A 14,963-nucleotide genomic window follows, 5' to 3' on the forward strand; every position below is an offset into this window, starting at 1 on the left:
CGGAGGCCGGGCGGCGGCCGCACGGTGGTGTGAGGGGCGCTCTTCCGGTTCGCCGACACTCCCCCGCGCAGGGATAAGCCCCGCAAGGCCCGGCTGCCGTACGGAAGGACGGGGGCCCCGAACCCGGGGCGGGGCCAGGGATTCGGGGCCGGGACACGGCGACGCCCCGGCCGGGAGGGCCGGGGCGTCGCCGTGTGCGCGGTTCTACTGCCGGGTGTCGCGGTGTTCGTCGTCGATGACCTGCTGCGTTCCGGCAAGGGCCGCGGACAGTCCGGCGGTTGTCTCGTCCTGCCCGGGGCCGACAAGGTTCTGCCGCAGTGCAGCGGCACACTCCAGGTCCAGCTCCAGCCAGTACGGCTCGCCCTGAGGGCCAGACAGCAGGACGGTGACGGTGCTGTCGTCGCCCCACAGCACATCGTCCAGGCCCCAACGCAATCGGGTCGGGTTGTCGGCTGCCGCAAGGTCCGGAGTGTCGTCGGCTCCGAGGAACTCACGGAGCGCACGGTCGCTGTCCCCGCCGTGGGTGTCCCTCTTCGCGATCTGGCCGATGAGGTAGCGGCGCTGTGCGCGGAGTTGCTCCAGTTCCGTGTCGCGGACGGCAAGCACAGCGTCCGCGCGCCGCTCCGAGTGGCAAGAGCCGACCCGGCCGTCGGGGTGCACGCACCCGGTCCAGTACGGACGGCCGGTCACCGGGCATGGGTGGGTGTGGTGCGCCTCGTCGAGCGCTGCAATGTATTCGGCGCGCAGCAAGTCAAGAGTGGCAGGCGCGGCCAGTTCGGTGCGGAGGCGGCGGACTCCATCGACGAGTACGACGATGTCCTCGGGGCGCGGCATCGCGGTGTTGGCGTCGTGGTCGAGTTGCTGGTCGGTCACAAGGGTCTCCTGCCTGGGATGTGGTGGTGGCGGTGCGGCGGCCCGAAGCCTCGGGGCGGTTGAGCCCCCGCCCGCTGGGCCGCCCCCCGGGGGGCGGCCCAGCGGGCGGGGGCTCAACCGCACGGCGAGGGGATGGTGCGGGAGCGCCTTCCAGCCCCACCGACAGTGCCCCAGGCAGGGCCAAGCCCCGCAAGACCCATCAGCCGGGTAGGCGTGCGGCGGCCCCGAACCCGGGGCGGGATGCCGGAGGTTCGGGGCCGGGGCGTTGGGGGTGGTGTGATCGGCGGGGCGTCAGGAGGCCAGGTCGGCCAAGAGGGCGGTCGCGTTGTCCGCGTAGACCTGGTTCGGGTCCAGGGCGCGGCTGGTCTTGACGGCGGTGTCGACAGCCAGGTTCACCAGGTTCCGGACGGTGGGAATCAGGTCGTCGCCGTCGCATTCGGTGAACAGGCAGTGCCGGGCGTCCTCGATCGGTTCGTACGTGCCGTCCGAGGCGAGCAGCAGGCGGCAGGGGCCGGTGATCTCTCGCGTGGTGGTCTCGATTGCGGGGTGGCGGTGCCGGTTGCGTACGTCCTCGTCGTTGCGGTCTGAGCCGAGGCACGAGGTGATGTGGTTGCGGTTGCCGCCGTGCGGATAGGTAGCGGTGGGCGGGTAGACGCGGCGCTTGTTGTGGTCGTCGGTCAGGCGCACCGCGTTCCCGCGCTCCATCAGGTATGCCCGGGAGTCGCCGCACCAGGCCACCGTCAAGGGCTTTCCGGGGGTCTTGACGGCGACCACGGCGGCCGCCTTGTGGCCGACGCCGTAGTGGATGGCGTCGTCCCGGCACAGGTTGTAGACGTGCCGCAGTCCGGCCTCGGCGTTGCGCCGGCGGGCGGCGGTGCGGGCGATCTGCCGGGCGGCGCCGAGGGCCCACAGGTGGGTCTCCTCACGTCGGCCCAAGCCGTCCAGGAGGACGTACGCGCGGGTTCCATCCGGGGAGGTGCGGACGGCGGTGGCGTCGCACTGGCCGGGGTCGGTTCCGGTGTGCTGGGCGGTGGCGTAGGTGCGCATGAGTCTGCTCCGTTCAGCGGGCTGATGGTGAGTGGGGGCCGCCCCGGGGCGGGGCTCCGCCGGTCGGTCGCCTCGACGCACGAGAGGGGCTGCGCGAGGCGTTCCGGCTGGTCTGACTGTCACGGTTGGGGCGGCTACCAGCTCAACCCCGACAGCGGGGCGCGGCTGGGGATCGGCTGGCTGTGGGAGGGTCTGGGCAACGGCGAGGCCGGTGGGGCGCGGCGTGCCGGCGGTGTTGGTCAGTCGTCGGTGCACTGGCAGTTCAGGCACTGCTGGGTCCAGGTGGGGTTGGGGAAGGGAGGGTGGCCGGGGCCGAATCCGCAGGTTGCGCAGGGCGGGTAGGCGATGACGAGGCCGCTGGTGCTGGTGTGGTGGTGGGCGCTGTGGCGGTAGACGATGGTGCCGTCGGACATGTCCGGGCTTTCCATGGCGGCCTGGCCGGTGTGCTTGATGGTGTAGCGGAGGTGGGAGCGCAGGTTGGCGCCGGGGATGATGCGGTGGTGGGTGGGGAGGGTGGCGTCCAGGGTGTCGGCGGGCTGGACGCGGTAGGCGGGGGCGTTGGCGCGGTCGGCGTCGGTGAGGCGCAGGTCGGGGCCGGGTGTGTAGAGGGGGTGGGGGGTGAAGGGGGGCGTGGGGGTGAGGGTGGTTTCCCGTTCGATGTGGTGGACGGAGCGGTGCCAGGGCAGGGGGGCGTCGGGGAAGGCGTCGAGGTCGACGTAGAGGCGGTTGTGGGTGTCGGCAGGGTGGATGCGGGTGGCGGTAGGGCTGGGGAGGAACTTGCTGATCACGGCGAGGAGTGCTTCGGGGAGGGTGCGGTAGCGCTCGCCCAGTCCCCTGCCGTGGATGTCGCGGATCACGTAGGGGTAGGCGGCGACGACGGGGGTGGGGGTGAACACCGTGTAAGGGGCGCCGGATTGGCCGGTGGGGAGGGCAGTGAGGCGGAAGGGGGCGGTTCGCATGCGGGCGTATTGGGGGTTGTTGAGGGTCTGGAGGACGTCGTGGGCGGTGACGGTGCGGTGGCCGGTGGCGGTGGCGGCGATGTAGTGGGGGTAGGTGATGTCTGCGGGGGTTGCGTCGCTGAACAAGGGCATGGTGGCTCCTTTGCCGGTGCGGTGGGCAGGGCCGGGCCCCAGGGGGAGGGGTGGCCCGGCAGGCCGGTCGTTCACAGCACACGAGAAGAAGGCTCATGCGTGGCGTGCCCGGCTGCGCTGACTTTCGCGGGTTGGGGGCTAGCAGCACAACCCCCACGGCCTAGCGGGCGCGCGGCTGGGGCGGGGGGGGATGGGGGCCAGCGGGCATGGGGTCCTTGGGGCCGGGCACGGTGGCGACGGGGCGGGCGGGCGCCGCGCGAGGCAGGGCGGCTCGCGCCCCCGCCCGCGCCGGTAGGCTGCGTAGGCTGTTGCGGCTACAGGTGCGGGGCTGGCGGGCAGTAGCCCGGCCTCGCAGGTACGGGGTGTTGCCGGGGCCGGGCATGGCAGAGCCCGCCCCGCTGCAAGCGGGACGGGCTGTGGTGGCCAGGTGAGCTCTGGCTGTGTGATCTTGTCGGCGGGGTTGTGACGGCCCGGCCGGGTGCCGGGGCGCGGGCTGGCGGTGGTGATCGGTCCGGGTCAGAGGGCAGTTAGATCTGTTTCCCGGGCGTGGAGGAGTGCAGCAGCGACGTATGCCCCGGCCATATCGGCGATTGCGGCGCGGTCCGCGGGGTCGTTGTGCTTCCGGGTTTCGGCGAGGGTGACGTGGGCTGTGCGGAGGTGGTCGGCAGACCGCGTCCCGGTGCCGCCGGTCGGATGCGGGATGCGGGGTGCGGTGAGCACGTTGTCGTTACTCACTGGGTTCGGGGGCGGGCGAGGGCCCGGCAGCCGATGACGGTGCCGGCGCTGTTGCGGACCTCCCGGTAGGGGACGAAGATGTCTCCTCGCTCCCTGGCCGAGGCAAGCCCCGAGACGAGGCTGACGATGATCCCGACGCCCGGCTCCTCGGGAGGAAGGGAAGTGTCTTGTCCGTAGAGGACATCCTGCGTCGGGATGCCGTCCACGGCACTGGGGTTGCCTTGCTCATCCATGGTGAGCCGGGCGGCTGGCCCGGACACTGCGATGGTGCGCAGCAGTCCCTGTCCGGGGTCGCTGAGCACATCCGGCGTGTCCGGGGTGTAGATGTTCAGCGGGTGGGGGGTGTGATTCTTGAGCGTCGTGATTTCCACGAGCATCCATTCTCTGTCGGTTCGCGGTGCGAGCTGGTTGGTTTCTACGGCGTTGGGGTCGTGGTGGGGCCCTCGCCGCCCAGGCCGAGGGCTTGGGCGAGTGTCGGCAGCGTCGCGGACTCCGTGGCGTCTTGATGGGCGATCTCGCGTCGGTGCTGGGCGTTGCGGGTCAACGCCAGCCCCCGGGGCCGGGGTCGGGTTTGCCCGGGCTGCGGCCAGTCGCCGTAGGGCTGCTCCATACCCCGCTTCGTCAGGGCGATAACGACAGCTCCGCCGGCGGCGGCGGGAGAGCCCCCCTGGAGCCTGCCCGCCCACTGCGGGTCCGGAGTGCACCCGTGAGCCATCAGCTGGTCGACCTCCCGCCCCCACGGGGCGGACTCCCGGATCACCGACCAGGCACGGGGATGCTTCGCGGCCGAGTTCCGAAGAGCCGTCAGCCCCTCGATGTAATCGTCCCATTCACCCACCTCGCCCGGGGCCGTGACCACGGTGAGGCGGAAGTAACCACGCGCCGCCTCCGCTCGGAGCTGCCGATCCGGAAGCTCCGAGCGGACGAGGGAGGACAGGTGCTGCACCTCTTCCCACTCCACCGCGACCTCGGCTGCGCTGAGCACGATGACGTGCCCGTTGCTCTTGCTCCAGGGCACGGGCACGCGGATCGCCTGCTGCCCGCCGGAGCGGGAGGAGCGGCCGGCGTAGGTGTGCTTGAGGTCCAAGGGCAGGTGACCCAGACCATGGCTGTCAGCCCACGAGGAGGCCACCCGCGCGGCCTCCTCCTTGCTGCCGTCCGCAAAAATGACATCGATGTCAGCAGGGGCAGGGGCGGGGGCGGCCTGCTCCGCGGCGAGGACATAGCGGGCAGCGCTGCCGTGGACGACGACATGCATGGTGGCTCCTTGAGATCCGGGCGTGGCAGGCTTGCCGGGCCGGGTGGCCTCCACCAGGCGGGAACTGCGCCTGGCGGTCTGTTGCGTGGCCGTGTTGCCATGCTCGTCGTTGCTCGGGCGGGTGGTCTTCATGGAATGTGGTCCTTTCCTTGGTCCGGCTGGGAGGGGTGCGCCTGCCGGACCTTCGGTTGTGCGGCAAGGGGCGGCGGGACGGTCGTTCATCGCATACGAGGTTTCAAGGCGGTGCGCGACTGAACTCACAGTGCGGCGCGGTGCGGTAAGCGGCACAACCCCGGGCGTGGCAGAGCGCGCCCCCTGGGCAAGGCGGGCTGGGGCCGGGCGCCGCCCCTCGGCACCGCGCGGCGCGGCGTGGACGGGAGCCGAGCCGGACGCACCGCCGGGCCCGGCGGTGACGGAGTGGGGCCGGGCGGTGCGGGCAGGGCCGGGGCGGCGGCCTGGCGGCGGGCGGCTACTTCGGGATTGCGTCCCAGTCGACATGGGGCATGCCGCTGGCGAGTTGGGCGAGCGCGGCGAGCACAGTGAATGCCCTGGTACCGGAGGCGAAGAGCCGTCCGGCGTCGTTGCCGGTCAGGCGCAGTTCCCGCTGCGCGACCACCCAGACGGGCAGGGGCTCGCTGCCGGGCTTGTAGGCGAGGGTATGGGTGGCACGGCTGCCGTGGGAGTCCGATGGGTCGTCGACGACTTCGAGGGTGTGGCCGGTGAAGTGGACGGCGTAGCTGGCGACGCACAGGGTCGTTCGGCACAGGGGGTCGGCTTCGTGAGGTGGGGTGTCGGGGCGGAGCAGGGTGATTCCGCCGAGCCAGGCGGTGGGGTCGTAGTGCCGGGGGTGGGTGAGGATCGCGCTGCGGATACGTGCTGCGAGCTCGGAGTTCGGCATGCTTGAGTTCCTCTCGTCGGGTGGGTGCGCCGACAATGCCCAGCACCAGGTCTAGCCACGCAGCACTGTCCGCTGCTTGCGGGCGCGGGCCGGCGCCCGCCGCGCCAGGAGCGGCAGCGGGCGATTGGGTGCTCCGGGCTAGGGACTGGGGTACCGGCTTGCTAGGCGTCGACGGCTCGTTCAGGGCGACGGCCGGGGGCGAGGTCGGCCAGGGAGCTGGGCTCCGTGCTCGCCCGCGCGGCGCGAGCCGCGCGCCATGCCGAGGTGTTCACGGTGGCGGCGGAGCCAGAAGGCGCGGGTCTTCATCTCGCGTGCGCAGCGGGCTTCGGGACGTTCTCTTTCCGCCTCCCGCTCGTCGACCTCGTGCTGTACGCGGCGCAGGGCGGCAGCGTGGCTGGCTCGCCGGGAGCGTTCGGCGGCGGCAAGCCCGTGCGGGTCGGCGGGTCGTGGTTGAACCGTTGGGCCTGGGATGGCGGGCCCGGTCCCGGCCCGCGGACGGGTGACCGGGTACGGGGCGGGCCGGCGCAGCGGGCTGGTAGGGCATGGTGCGTGCTGGGTTACAGAACCGGGGGTGTGGTAGCGGTCGGCGGGTTGCGGCCCCCGGGGGCGGGTGGTCACAGCTCCGCGGGGCCGGTGCGCTGAACATGGCCAGATCAAGGCCACGGCGTGAGTGAGGGGGTACGTGGGAGTCAGCAGGGCTTGCCGCTGGGCTGACCGCCGAGGCGGGCGTGTTCACCGTCGAGGGCTCGCTCGCGGCTGGAGACGGTGAACTGCCGGGTGGACAGGTCGTAGATCGCCCAAGGGGCGTCACCACGAACAGCAGTAGAGGCGTAGGGCTGGTGCTGCCAGTCGTTCCGGCCCCCGTACAGGTCGTGGAAGGCGGGGAACAGTCGGGCGTTGATGAGGGCGTTCAGGGCGTCGGCCAGGTTCTGCCACAGCCGATCAGCACTGTCAGTGCCGGTGGTGGTGTGCGGGGTGGTGGCCATGATGATGCTCCGCTTCTCGAAGGGGCCGGTGTGCCGACCATGACCGGGCATGCGCCAACCGCCGCAACCCGCCCCTGCCCGCCCCAGCGTGCGGGAGCGGCGGAGACAGCCAAGACAGGTCGGCGGTGGGCGCCTCGGTCGGGTCGGAGCGTTCTTCGCAGCGGGTTGTGGTCAGGGCATGTGCGGGAGCGGGGTCGCAGGTGGTGCGGGGGGACTGTCAGGCGAGGACAGCGGCGGCTAGGACCAGCGCGCCGAGGGAGGCGGCCAGGTGGGCGTCGCCGTGTCCGTATCCGGCCTTCAGGCCGTGGGCGCGGGCATTGGCCAGGTGTGCCATGCCGCCCTGGATGCTGTCGTCGTCCATGTCGCCGTACTTCGCTTCCGCCGCTCCGATCACGACGCCGAGGACGTCGGACAGTTCGGCGGCATGGCGCATCTCCCACCGTTCGGGGAGCTGAACGATCGTCCCGAACGTGGCCGGCACCCACGTGGCGAGCTGTACGCGGACGGTTTCGATCAGTGCCGTCTCGTTGAGGGAGCGCAGGTCGTCGGCGAACGGGTCCAGCTCGAACCGGCCCTCATAGCCGTCCCTCAGGTGGGCGCGGGCGACGATGAGCGAGTACAGGGCACCCAGCAGGTGGGCGTCACCGCGCCCGTGGGCGGCGTACAGGCCGTCGGCGTGGGCGTTGAACAGATGTGCGATGCCCCACGGTTCGGCGTCGCCGTCCGTCTCCACGCCCCAGATGTGGACGTGTTCGGCGATCTCGCCGAGGAACTGGGCAATGCTGGCGGCGGGCGCGGCGGCGACCATCTCGGGGGTGGGAACGATGATCCCGAACTCGGCGGTCACCCAGGTGCAAAGCTGCATCCGGATCGCTTCAGCCAGCGCACGTGTGTCCAGGACCGGCTTTGGGTGCGGGTAGGTGCTCGTTCCGGCGGCGATTCCGTCGGCGGTGTAGGTGCGGGCGGTCTCGGTCATAGCATCGTCTTCCTTGCTCGGGGTGTCACTTCAGGTGGCATGCGGGAGAAGGTTCTGTGCGGCCCGCCCTCGGCAGCTCGACCGCAGGTGGAGGGGCAGGAACGTCCTTCCGGCAACACCGACACTCCCCCTGGTCCGGGCAAGCCCCGCAACCTCTGGTCAGCGACTTCGGAGGGCATGGAGCTTCGGGGCGGCGGGCGAAGACGACGGCCTACCTCTCGAATTCGCCAGGTGGGGTGGCCCTCATACAGCGAGCTGGCAGGGTCGTCGGATCACAACATTGCCGGCGGGCCGCAGACGTGGGCCCTTTGGGAACGCAGCGTGGGCGGGTGGAGGTACGTGGGTGTCCCCGCGCGCGGAGTGCGTGCGGGGACGGGCAAGCGGTCGGCCCGCCCCGCGGCTGTGGGACGGGCCGGGGCCATGCAGGGGTCAGGGCTTCAAGGTGGTGATGTCGTAGGCACGGTCCGTCTCGCGAGGACGGCTCTCGTCATGAGCGCGGCCCTTGTCGTCGGGGTGGTCGCGGTCGCGGTCGCGGTCACTGCGCAGAATCAGCAGCAGGACCATGTTCACGGAGGCGAACAGGACGGTGTCGTTGGCCTTACCCTGCAAGAATGCCCACACCGTCGCCACGGTGAGCGCCGCGATCTGGATCGCCATGGCTTTGGTCATGGAGAGCAAGCCGAGGAACCTGAGCAGCAGGGGCAGGACCATGCCCGCGACCAGCAGGGCGTTCAGCAGCTCGGCCCAGTTCATGATGTGAACTCCTTCGTGCTTAGGGCGGGTTCGGGAATACCGGAAGCGGAGAGCCCGATCCGGTGAGCACACGATGCGGTGGCGGCCGACTAGTCCTGCAACCCCCAGCGGACCCAGCGCAGGCGCACCTGGAGCGGGTGGTTGCTGGCCGGTGCGGGCATGGTGGAACGGGAGGAAGGCCAGGACGACCGGGCGGGGATTTCCACACCGCGAAGAACCGGGGCGAGGAGCGGGCGCGCCGAGGCGGGGCAACCGGGACGGTGACAGCGTCAACTCCTGTGCCCGCACGAGGCGGTCCAAGAGGACGTGGGGCGGTGGGGCGGCCCCTCTCACCACGCGGGTGACAGGGGCCAGGAGGTGAGGTGCCGTGGTCGTCGTGGTCGGCATACCCGCCTGGCCACGGCCGCGCCGGGTGCAGGCGTGGCCAGGCGCGGTGTCGCTAGACGGGCGGGGTCGGGTGGGTGAAGGGAAGGTAGAAGATATCTCCGGTGCCCCACCGGCCGTCAGAGTGGAGTGTGACGATGCCGCTGGGCATCTCAAGGTGGACGCTGACGGTGCGGTATAGCTCGGCGCGAGTGGCCAGGGCTCGGAGCCAGGCTCCGGTGACCAGTTCGCGGATTTCGACTTGGCCGTGGGTGACGCTTGGGGCGTGGAGGGAGCTGGCGTAGTGACGGGCTGCGATTCGGTCTGCTTCGCCTGCGCTGAGGCGGTGCACCACCGCCACGTTGCTGTCCGGCTGGTCACGCTGAGCCCACCAGTGGCGGATGGCGTCCTCAGGCAGGCTCAGGGCGTCGGGGTAGTCCGGCGTCTTCCAGCTGCCCTGGTGACGCACCCACAGATATCCGTTTGGGCAGGTGACGCAGTCGCCATCCACCAGCTTGGGGAGTTCCGTAGCTGCTCGGGCGGCGCGGGCTCGGGCCAGAAATGCGGCGACGGCTGCGGTGCGGGTGCCGGCGGTGTATCGGTCATCTTCTTCGGACGGAGTGGGGACCGACGCGGGCATGGCAAGTCTCATGGGTTCCTCCTTGCAGGCACGCCGATCGCGCCTCGCACCCACACCGTCAAACCCTGGGTATTAAGCCCCGCAACCACCGCATATCGAGCACCGGTCATCGGGCATCGAGTCATGAACATCGATTGGTTGGCCACCCGCTCCCCCGTCGCATGTGGCTGGCCCGCTGTGGCGAGGAAGCGGGGCGCTTGAGGGAGGCTAGACATGGCGCGGCCCCGGCCGCCGTAGAAGGCAGCTGGGGCCGGACTGACAGACGGAGGCCAGCGGGCTACAGAGAGTGCAGCAGTACGCGAGCGACCAGGGCACGGATGCAGAACCGGGCAGGGTCGAGCGCGCCGCATTGCCAGGTTCCGGAGTTGGTGAGTGCCTCGTGGAGGGCGAGCCCGGCCCGCGCGCCGGGGTAGTCGGCGCACGGAACGTGCGAGCGTGCGGGGTCAGCTGTGTGGCTGTACGCCGAGGTGGGTGGCAAGCCGCTTCATGAGCTGGGCCTGTGCGGATTGGTCGGCGGCAATCTGGGCCAGGCGCTTGCCCGGCACGGCGTCCTGCAGCGCTGAGCCGATCCCCTCGCCTTCCAGGTATTCGTCGTCGGTGTCGATGAGTTCGATCAGCTCAGCCAGGGCGCGGCGTACTGAGCTGCCGTCCGCCGTGGCGTAGATGTAATGCAGCACGTCCGCTACCAGTTGTGCCGCGTAGTGATGGACGGCTTCGGTGTTGAAGCGCTGCCACCCTGCTTCCTCCCCGAACTTGTCATCATCGTGGAAGTGCACGTAGTGGGCGAGCATGGTCAGGCCGCGCTCGGCTTCCGTCGCCCGGCGGAAGGACGGCGCGGTGATCTCAGCGGTGATCGGGAAGGGACCGGAAACATGCCTCATGGTGCTCTCCAAAGGAGCGGGAATGGGGGATGGCGGGCCGGAGCGGTGCGGTTACCGCTCCCGGTGGCGAGCTGAACTGTGGTGGCCGTCGGGGTTAGCAGCGCAAGTCCGTGTGGAGTCCGAACGCAGAGCCCCGCACGCTGGCCAGAGCAGCGGTGCGGGGCTCGGGATGGCGGCCCCATCAGAGAGTCAGAAGAGCAGACGCGGGACCTTCCGGGTCATTACACGGGCCAGAGGATGAGGGCGGGCACCGCGTTGGCAGGCGTGTGTGGGCAGTCGGCGGGCTGTTGCTGCGGGGTGGGGTAGAGCTGGCCGCTCGTTGGGGATTCGGGGTGGTACATGGCGCAGTCGATGTCGTGGAGGGGCGAGTACTCGTTTCCTTCGGCGTCTGCAAGGAGCACCTCGGCGTGGCCGGGCAGGTGGTTGAGCTTGGCGAGTCGGGCGCGGAGTTCGGCGAGGGTCATCGGTGTCCTGTCGCTAGGACTGCGGGGCAGGCTGACGGTGTGAGTGGGGAAATGCGAGGCGTGGGGCTGTGCATGACACGGCACGGCGGCTGGTGAAGGAGGGAGGCGTCCCACGCTGTCCGGGGTGGGGCGGGATGTCCGAAGCGAGTGCGTCTCCAGCAGCTGAAGGGGCCCGCGTAGGTATGGATTGAGCAGGACTGACTGTTCGTCATGTTGGGGTTAGGCCTGCAAGCGCGGGTGTGACCGGCGCTGTGAGGGCGGGGATGGGCCTGGGTGGGGCCGTGGACGTGGCTTTCGTCCGGCGGGTGGGCTGCCTGGGGCCGCGAGGGGTGGTCGTGTGGGTGGTGGCTTGAGGGTGCTGCGGCCCCGACCGGTTCGTCGTCCGGGCGGGGCCTGGTGTGTGCGGGTGCTGGTCGGTCAGGTGGTCAGGTGGTCGGCGGCGAAGCGGGCCCAGTCGGCGGTTTCAGCGGCGATTCCGGCGGTGTCCGCGTCGAACGTGGGCGGGATGGGCGACTCGTCCTCGCTCTCGCCCAGGAAGAGGTCGTACGGACATCCCCCGGCGTCGGTGAGTTGACCAGTCCACCGGCCGTGGTCGGCAACGGGCCCCGTGACGGGTGTGTCGAAGCCGTCCGCATCCGTACGGGCGATGACGATCTGGTGACCGGCGGGCAGGCGCACCAGGACGACGAGGGCGGCGCCGCCCAGGTCTTCGACGGTGGCGACGTGGCCGAGGCTGGCCAGGGCAGCGAGCAGTGGGCCGGCCGCGCCAGGCGTGGGAGAGTCATCCATGAGGTGTCCCTATGAATCGTTGGGTCTGAGGACCGGGTGTGGTTGGTGCCATGGGCCAGGTAGGTCGGTAGGAGTACCAGGCGGCGGGAGCTGTCTGACTGTGCTGTGGCCGCCGTGCATGAAGTGGTCCGTTGGGTCTGGGGCTGCACGGCGCCAGAACTCGTGCCCGTGCCTAGGTCCTTCCGGCAGTACTGACACTGCTTTGGGTGGGGCCAAGCCGCGCAAGCCCCGGCCCTTTCCCGCTGCCGTGGCCGGGTGTCTCTGCAGCGTTGTGTGGCCGTGCCCGCGGTGTCGATCCACACGGAGCCCGCGGTCCGCCGATCCGGGCATGACACGGTCCCGGACTGCCGTGCGGGCGGGAGTTCGGGGGCGTGAGAGAGGCCGGGTGGCGGGTCAGCCGATCGTGAGTCGGGTGCGGAGCCGGTTCAGGCCCCGGGCGTAGCGGATATGGTGCTCGTGCTCTGCCCGGCGGGCCTGGTCGCGACGGTGGCTGGTGTGGGGCAGGGTGACGTCGCGGACCACGGTCGTGGTGCCGGCGGCGTCGCGTTGGGCGCGATCTGCGCGGTCGTACGCCTCGGCGACTTCGTCGAAGATCTGCCGGGCTGTGTGCTGCGGGCAGGCGTCCAGGAGTGGCTCGGTGTCCGGGCCGTCCTGCTCGAACGCAGCGATCGCGGTTTCCATGAACTGCCGGTGGGTGCGTGTGTGAGCGGCTTCCTCACGCAGGCTGTCGAGGATGTGAGGGCGGGTGCGGACGTAGCCGATGGCGGTGACGTGCATGCTGGCCTCCTGTATGGGAACCGGAGGGGCCAGAGGACGACCGGAGTGGGTGAGCGTGGCTCGCCCCCGGGCTAGCTACCCAACCGGCCCCCACCAGTGCGGGACTGCGCTGCGGAGCAGGGACGTGCGGGTCTGAGCCGCCCGAGAACAGGCCGGGCCGTGTCCAGGTGGGGCGCAGGGCCGCTGCTGCCGTGCCCAACGTCCGCTCGGCCGCGGGGCGAGGGCGCGCTGTGGCGATGTCAGACCAGAGGGCCGGCCCGGGGCGGGAACGCAGCGACCCCGGCACACGCGGGCGGCGGGCCGGGGTCGGGGCGCGGTAGCAGCGGATTGGTGCTTGGCGGGCGGTCAGGCGGCGAGCAACCGCTTCGCGGCTTCGTACGGGGTCAGGTTACGACCACGGTGCGCATCGCGAGCTGGAGCACCTCGTCGTACGACTGCGCGCTACGCGCGGCCGCGCTGAACTCCGTGGCGGCCTCCCGGTGCCCGGCCCTGCGCAGCGCTCGTTGGACGCAGCTGATGACGCTGTATACGTTGCCGCCTTCGCTGCTGAGCTGCGCTTCGGTGTCCGCGTACTGCGGTGGCTTTCCGTCTTCTACCGTGGACTGGTCGTGTGATGTGATCATGAAGTCCTCCAGGAAATGCGTCGGTTGGTGAGTGGGCTGAGTGTCAGGCAGCGGTGAGTTGCCGGTCAAGGTGCCCGGCACCGGCGGCACCGGTATGCCTGTGCAGCGAAGGGGCGCGGACTTGCTGCTGGCCGCTCTGGGGTGCAGGACGGGCGGTCAGCAAACGGGCCGGTGGTCGGCGCGCCCTTCGTACCGAGAGGTGTCAAGGCTCTTCGCGGCGCAGCGTTACGCGATGCGCTTCCTCACGGCCCTGGTCGTACATCTCGGTCTCGCGCAGTCCATCGGGGAGTGACGCGGTGTCGCTCTGTCGGTACTCGGCGGCGCCGAGAGCGTACGCGGCCTGTCGGTCAGTGTGCAGCGCGTCGTCTTCCCCCCACACGGCCCACGGCCACATTCCGCCGATGAGATACCGGCCGTGCACGTCTGGGGCCACGATGACGACGTGGCCCAACGTGTCGTAGGTCTCGGTCCACTGGAGCGTCAGGGTGCCGTCAGCGGCGAACTTGTAGCTCATGCAGAGGTCGTCGCGGGCGACATCGGCGGCGATCTGCTGGGCGGTCGCTTGGGTGAAAAGTTGCGGGCTGTCGTCCTGCCACAGCCGGGTGACGGGCAGTCCGACGTACGGGCCGAGTCCGGTCTCCGCGATGGTGAAGAGCTGGACGCTCAGGGGTGTTCCATCGGGGTACGTTGCGGGCGGCATGGGTGGGATGCTGGGCATGACGTCATTTCCTTCTGGGAGTGGCCGTGGGCGGGGTTTGCGGCCCGGACGTGGCGTGCGCGCTGGGCCGGTGGTCCGTACCGTGAGCTGATGCGGGCAAGACGTGCAAGGCGACCGGTGGGCATGCCGCAGCCTCGCCTCCGCAAGGGGCGGGGCGGACGGCATCCCTGCCGGCGTGGGGCCGGCTGTGGTGTACACGGGTGTGCCGGTCGGCCGGTGGCCCCCCTGTTGGGCGGGCAAACCGGTGCTATGGGGGGGCAAGACCAGGCAAGGGACTTGTTGGCGGGGTCCGGGGCGCGGTGAGCGGCAGAGCGCTGGCCACGCTCGCGGCGGAGCATGGCGAGGGCCGTGACGGTCACGGTCAGATGGAAGGAGGCACATACGGCCATGGCGGGTCAGGGCCGTCCGTAGGCCGGGCCACGCATCGACGCGTTCTGGTCGGTGCCAAAGTAGAAGTGCTTGCACCAGCGGGGATCGTCTGTGGCGTGGTCGGCCGCAGGGTCCTTGCACGTTGCGCAGGTCCCGGCAGCGCGCTGGTAGTGCGAACACACCCGTAGGTGGAGGTCGCGGGCGGCGGTCTCCGCGTCGGCGAGGGTCGCGTACTCCTCATCCTCGCCCCACTGCTCATAGTCGGGGTTGGGGTGCTCGTAGAGGTCGAACTGCCCGGCCACGGTCCAGGGGCCTTGCGGGGTGAACGCCGTGCGGGTGTCAGGCACGGGACCGTCGATGATGCTGTTGGCGGGGTAGACGCTGGCCGTGCAACCGCACAGCTCGTACCGGTGATGGAGCCCGGCGATGGTCATGTCCGGGCCCAGGGCCGTGGCCTCGAACCGGAAGGTCTCCGGATGGCCGGAGGCGTGCCAGTCAGAGTGCAGGACGAGCTGTGTGCGGGTCCCGGAAGCGGGCGGCGGTGTGGAGGGGGTCTGCATGTCTGCTCCGTTCGACAGGTGGCGGGTGCCCGCGGCGGCACCGGCGTGGACTGGACACTGGCTCCGCCCCGGGCAACCAGCACAAGCCCTCCGGTGGGAGAAGCGGAGAATTCCTTCCCCACCGGATGGCCTCGTGGCGAGGGGCGGGCATGGGGCAGCCCC

At 70.7% G+C, this 14,963-nt stretch carries 18 protein-coding genes; all 18 read right to left on the bottom strand.

Annotation, left to right across the window (positions count from 1 at the left end):
- Window positions 1–204: 204 nt before the first annotated feature.
- On the bottom strand, window positions 205–873 hold the full coding sequence (locus D9V36_RS00705) for a hypothetical protein (protein ID WP_129291947.1): 669 nt from the start codon (window positions 871–873) through the stop codon (window positions 205–207).
- Between the two features lie 291 nt (window positions 874–1,164).
- Complete coding sequence (locus D9V36_RS00710) at window positions 1,165–1,920, bottom strand: mucin-2 (protein WP_129291948.1); 756 nt, start codon at window positions 1,918–1,920, stop codon at window positions 1,165–1,167.
- Between the two features lie 239 nt (window positions 1,921–2,159).
- Window positions 2,160–3,011, bottom strand: coding sequence for a hypothetical protein (locus tag D9V36_RS00715; protein ID WP_129291949.1), 852 nt, complete (start codon window positions 3,009–3,011; stop codon window positions 2,160–2,162).
- A gap of 516 nt (window positions 3,012–3,527) precedes the next feature.
- Window positions 3,528–3,746: a hypothetical protein gene (locus D9V36_RS00720; RefSeq protein ID WP_129291950.1), complete on the bottom strand. Its 219-nt coding sequence runs from the start codon at window positions 3,744–3,746 to the stop codon at window positions 3,528–3,530.
- On the bottom strand, window positions 3,743–4,123 hold the full coding sequence (locus D9V36_RS00725) for a hypothetical protein (RefSeq protein WP_129291951.1): 381 nt from the start codon (window positions 4,121–4,123) through the stop codon (window positions 3,743–3,745). The genes D9V36_RS00720 and D9V36_RS00725 overlap by 4 nt, the downstream gene beginning before the upstream one ends.
- Before the next feature lie 38 nt (window positions 4,124–4,161).
- Window positions 4,162–5,136 carry a hypothetical protein gene (locus D9V36_RS00730; protein WP_129291952.1) on the bottom strand — a complete coding sequence of 325 codons (975 nt, stop codon included), beginning with the start codon at window positions 5,134–5,136 and terminating at the stop codon, window positions 4,162–4,164.
- 337 nt (window positions 5,137–5,473) lie between these two features.
- Window positions 5,474–5,902, bottom strand: a complete 429-nt coding sequence (locus D9V36_RS40545) for a hypothetical protein (RefSeq protein WP_164992798.1) — start codon at window positions 5,900–5,902, stop codon at window positions 5,474–5,476.
- A gap of 689 nt (window positions 5,903–6,591) precedes the next feature.
- Window positions 6,592–6,939 carry a hypothetical protein gene (locus tag D9V36_RS00745; RefSeq protein WP_129291954.1) on the bottom strand — a complete coding sequence of 116 codons (348 nt, stop codon included), beginning with the start codon at window positions 6,937–6,939 and terminating at the stop codon, window positions 6,592–6,594.
- A 166-nt stretch (window positions 6,940–7,105) separates the two neighbouring features.
- Window positions 7,106–7,864, bottom strand: coding sequence for a hypothetical protein (locus D9V36_RS00750; protein ID WP_129291955.1), 759 nt, complete (start codon window positions 7,862–7,864; stop codon window positions 7,106–7,108).
- A 429-nt stretch (window positions 7,865–8,293) separates the two neighbouring features.
- Window positions 8,294–8,617 (bottom strand): hypothetical protein, encoded by a 324-nt coding sequence (locus tag D9V36_RS00755; RefSeq protein ID WP_206739572.1) that lies wholly within the window; start codon window positions 8,615–8,617, stop codon window positions 8,294–8,296.
- Between the two features lie 439 nt (window positions 8,618–9,056).
- On the bottom strand, window positions 9,057–9,632 hold the full coding sequence (locus D9V36_RS00760) for a hypothetical protein (RefSeq protein ID WP_129291956.1): 576 nt from the start codon (window positions 9,630–9,632) through the stop codon (window positions 9,057–9,059).
- Window positions 9,633–10,063: 431 nt separating this feature from the next.
- Window positions 10,064–10,501 carry a hypothetical protein gene (locus tag D9V36_RS00765; protein ID WP_129291957.1) on the bottom strand — a complete coding sequence of 146 codons (438 nt, stop codon included), beginning with the start codon at window positions 10,499–10,501 and terminating at the stop codon, window positions 10,064–10,066.
- A 221-nt stretch (window positions 10,502–10,722) separates the two neighbouring features.
- Complete coding sequence (locus D9V36_RS00770; protein WP_129291958.1) at window positions 10,723–10,965, bottom strand: hypothetical protein; 243 nt, start codon at window positions 10,963–10,965, stop codon at window positions 10,723–10,725.
- A 417-nt stretch (window positions 10,966–11,382) separates the two neighbouring features.
- Complete coding sequence (locus tag D9V36_RS00775) at window positions 11,383–11,754, bottom strand: hypothetical protein (RefSeq protein ID WP_129291959.1); 372 nt, start codon at window positions 11,752–11,754, stop codon at window positions 11,383–11,385.
- A gap of 393 nt (window positions 11,755–12,147) precedes the next feature.
- Complete coding sequence (locus D9V36_RS00780; protein ID WP_129291960.1) at window positions 12,148–12,531, bottom strand: hypothetical protein; 384 nt, start codon at window positions 12,529–12,531, stop codon at window positions 12,148–12,150.
- A 383-nt stretch (window positions 12,532–12,914) separates the two neighbouring features.
- Window positions 12,915–13,154 (bottom strand): hypothetical protein, encoded by a 240-nt coding sequence (locus D9V36_RS00785; protein ID WP_129291961.1) that lies wholly within the window; start codon window positions 13,152–13,154, stop codon window positions 12,915–12,917.
- 202 nt (window positions 13,155–13,356) lie between these two features.
- Window positions 13,357–13,872 (bottom strand): hypothetical protein, encoded by a 516-nt coding sequence (locus D9V36_RS00790; protein ID WP_129291962.1) that lies wholly within the window; start codon window positions 13,870–13,872, stop codon window positions 13,357–13,359.
- A 395-nt stretch (window positions 13,873–14,267) separates the two neighbouring features.
- Window positions 14,268–14,801: a hypothetical protein gene (locus D9V36_RS00795; RefSeq protein ID WP_129291963.1), complete on the bottom strand. Its 534-nt coding sequence runs from the start codon at window positions 14,799–14,801 to the stop codon at window positions 14,268–14,270.
- Between the last annotated feature and the right edge of the window lie 162 nt (window positions 14,802–14,963).

It is taken from the genome of Streptomyces lydicus, assembly GCF_004125265.1.
Classification (GTDB): domain Bacteria; phylum Actinomycetota; class Actinomycetes; order Streptomycetales; family Streptomycetaceae; genus Streptomyces; species Streptomyces lydicus_C.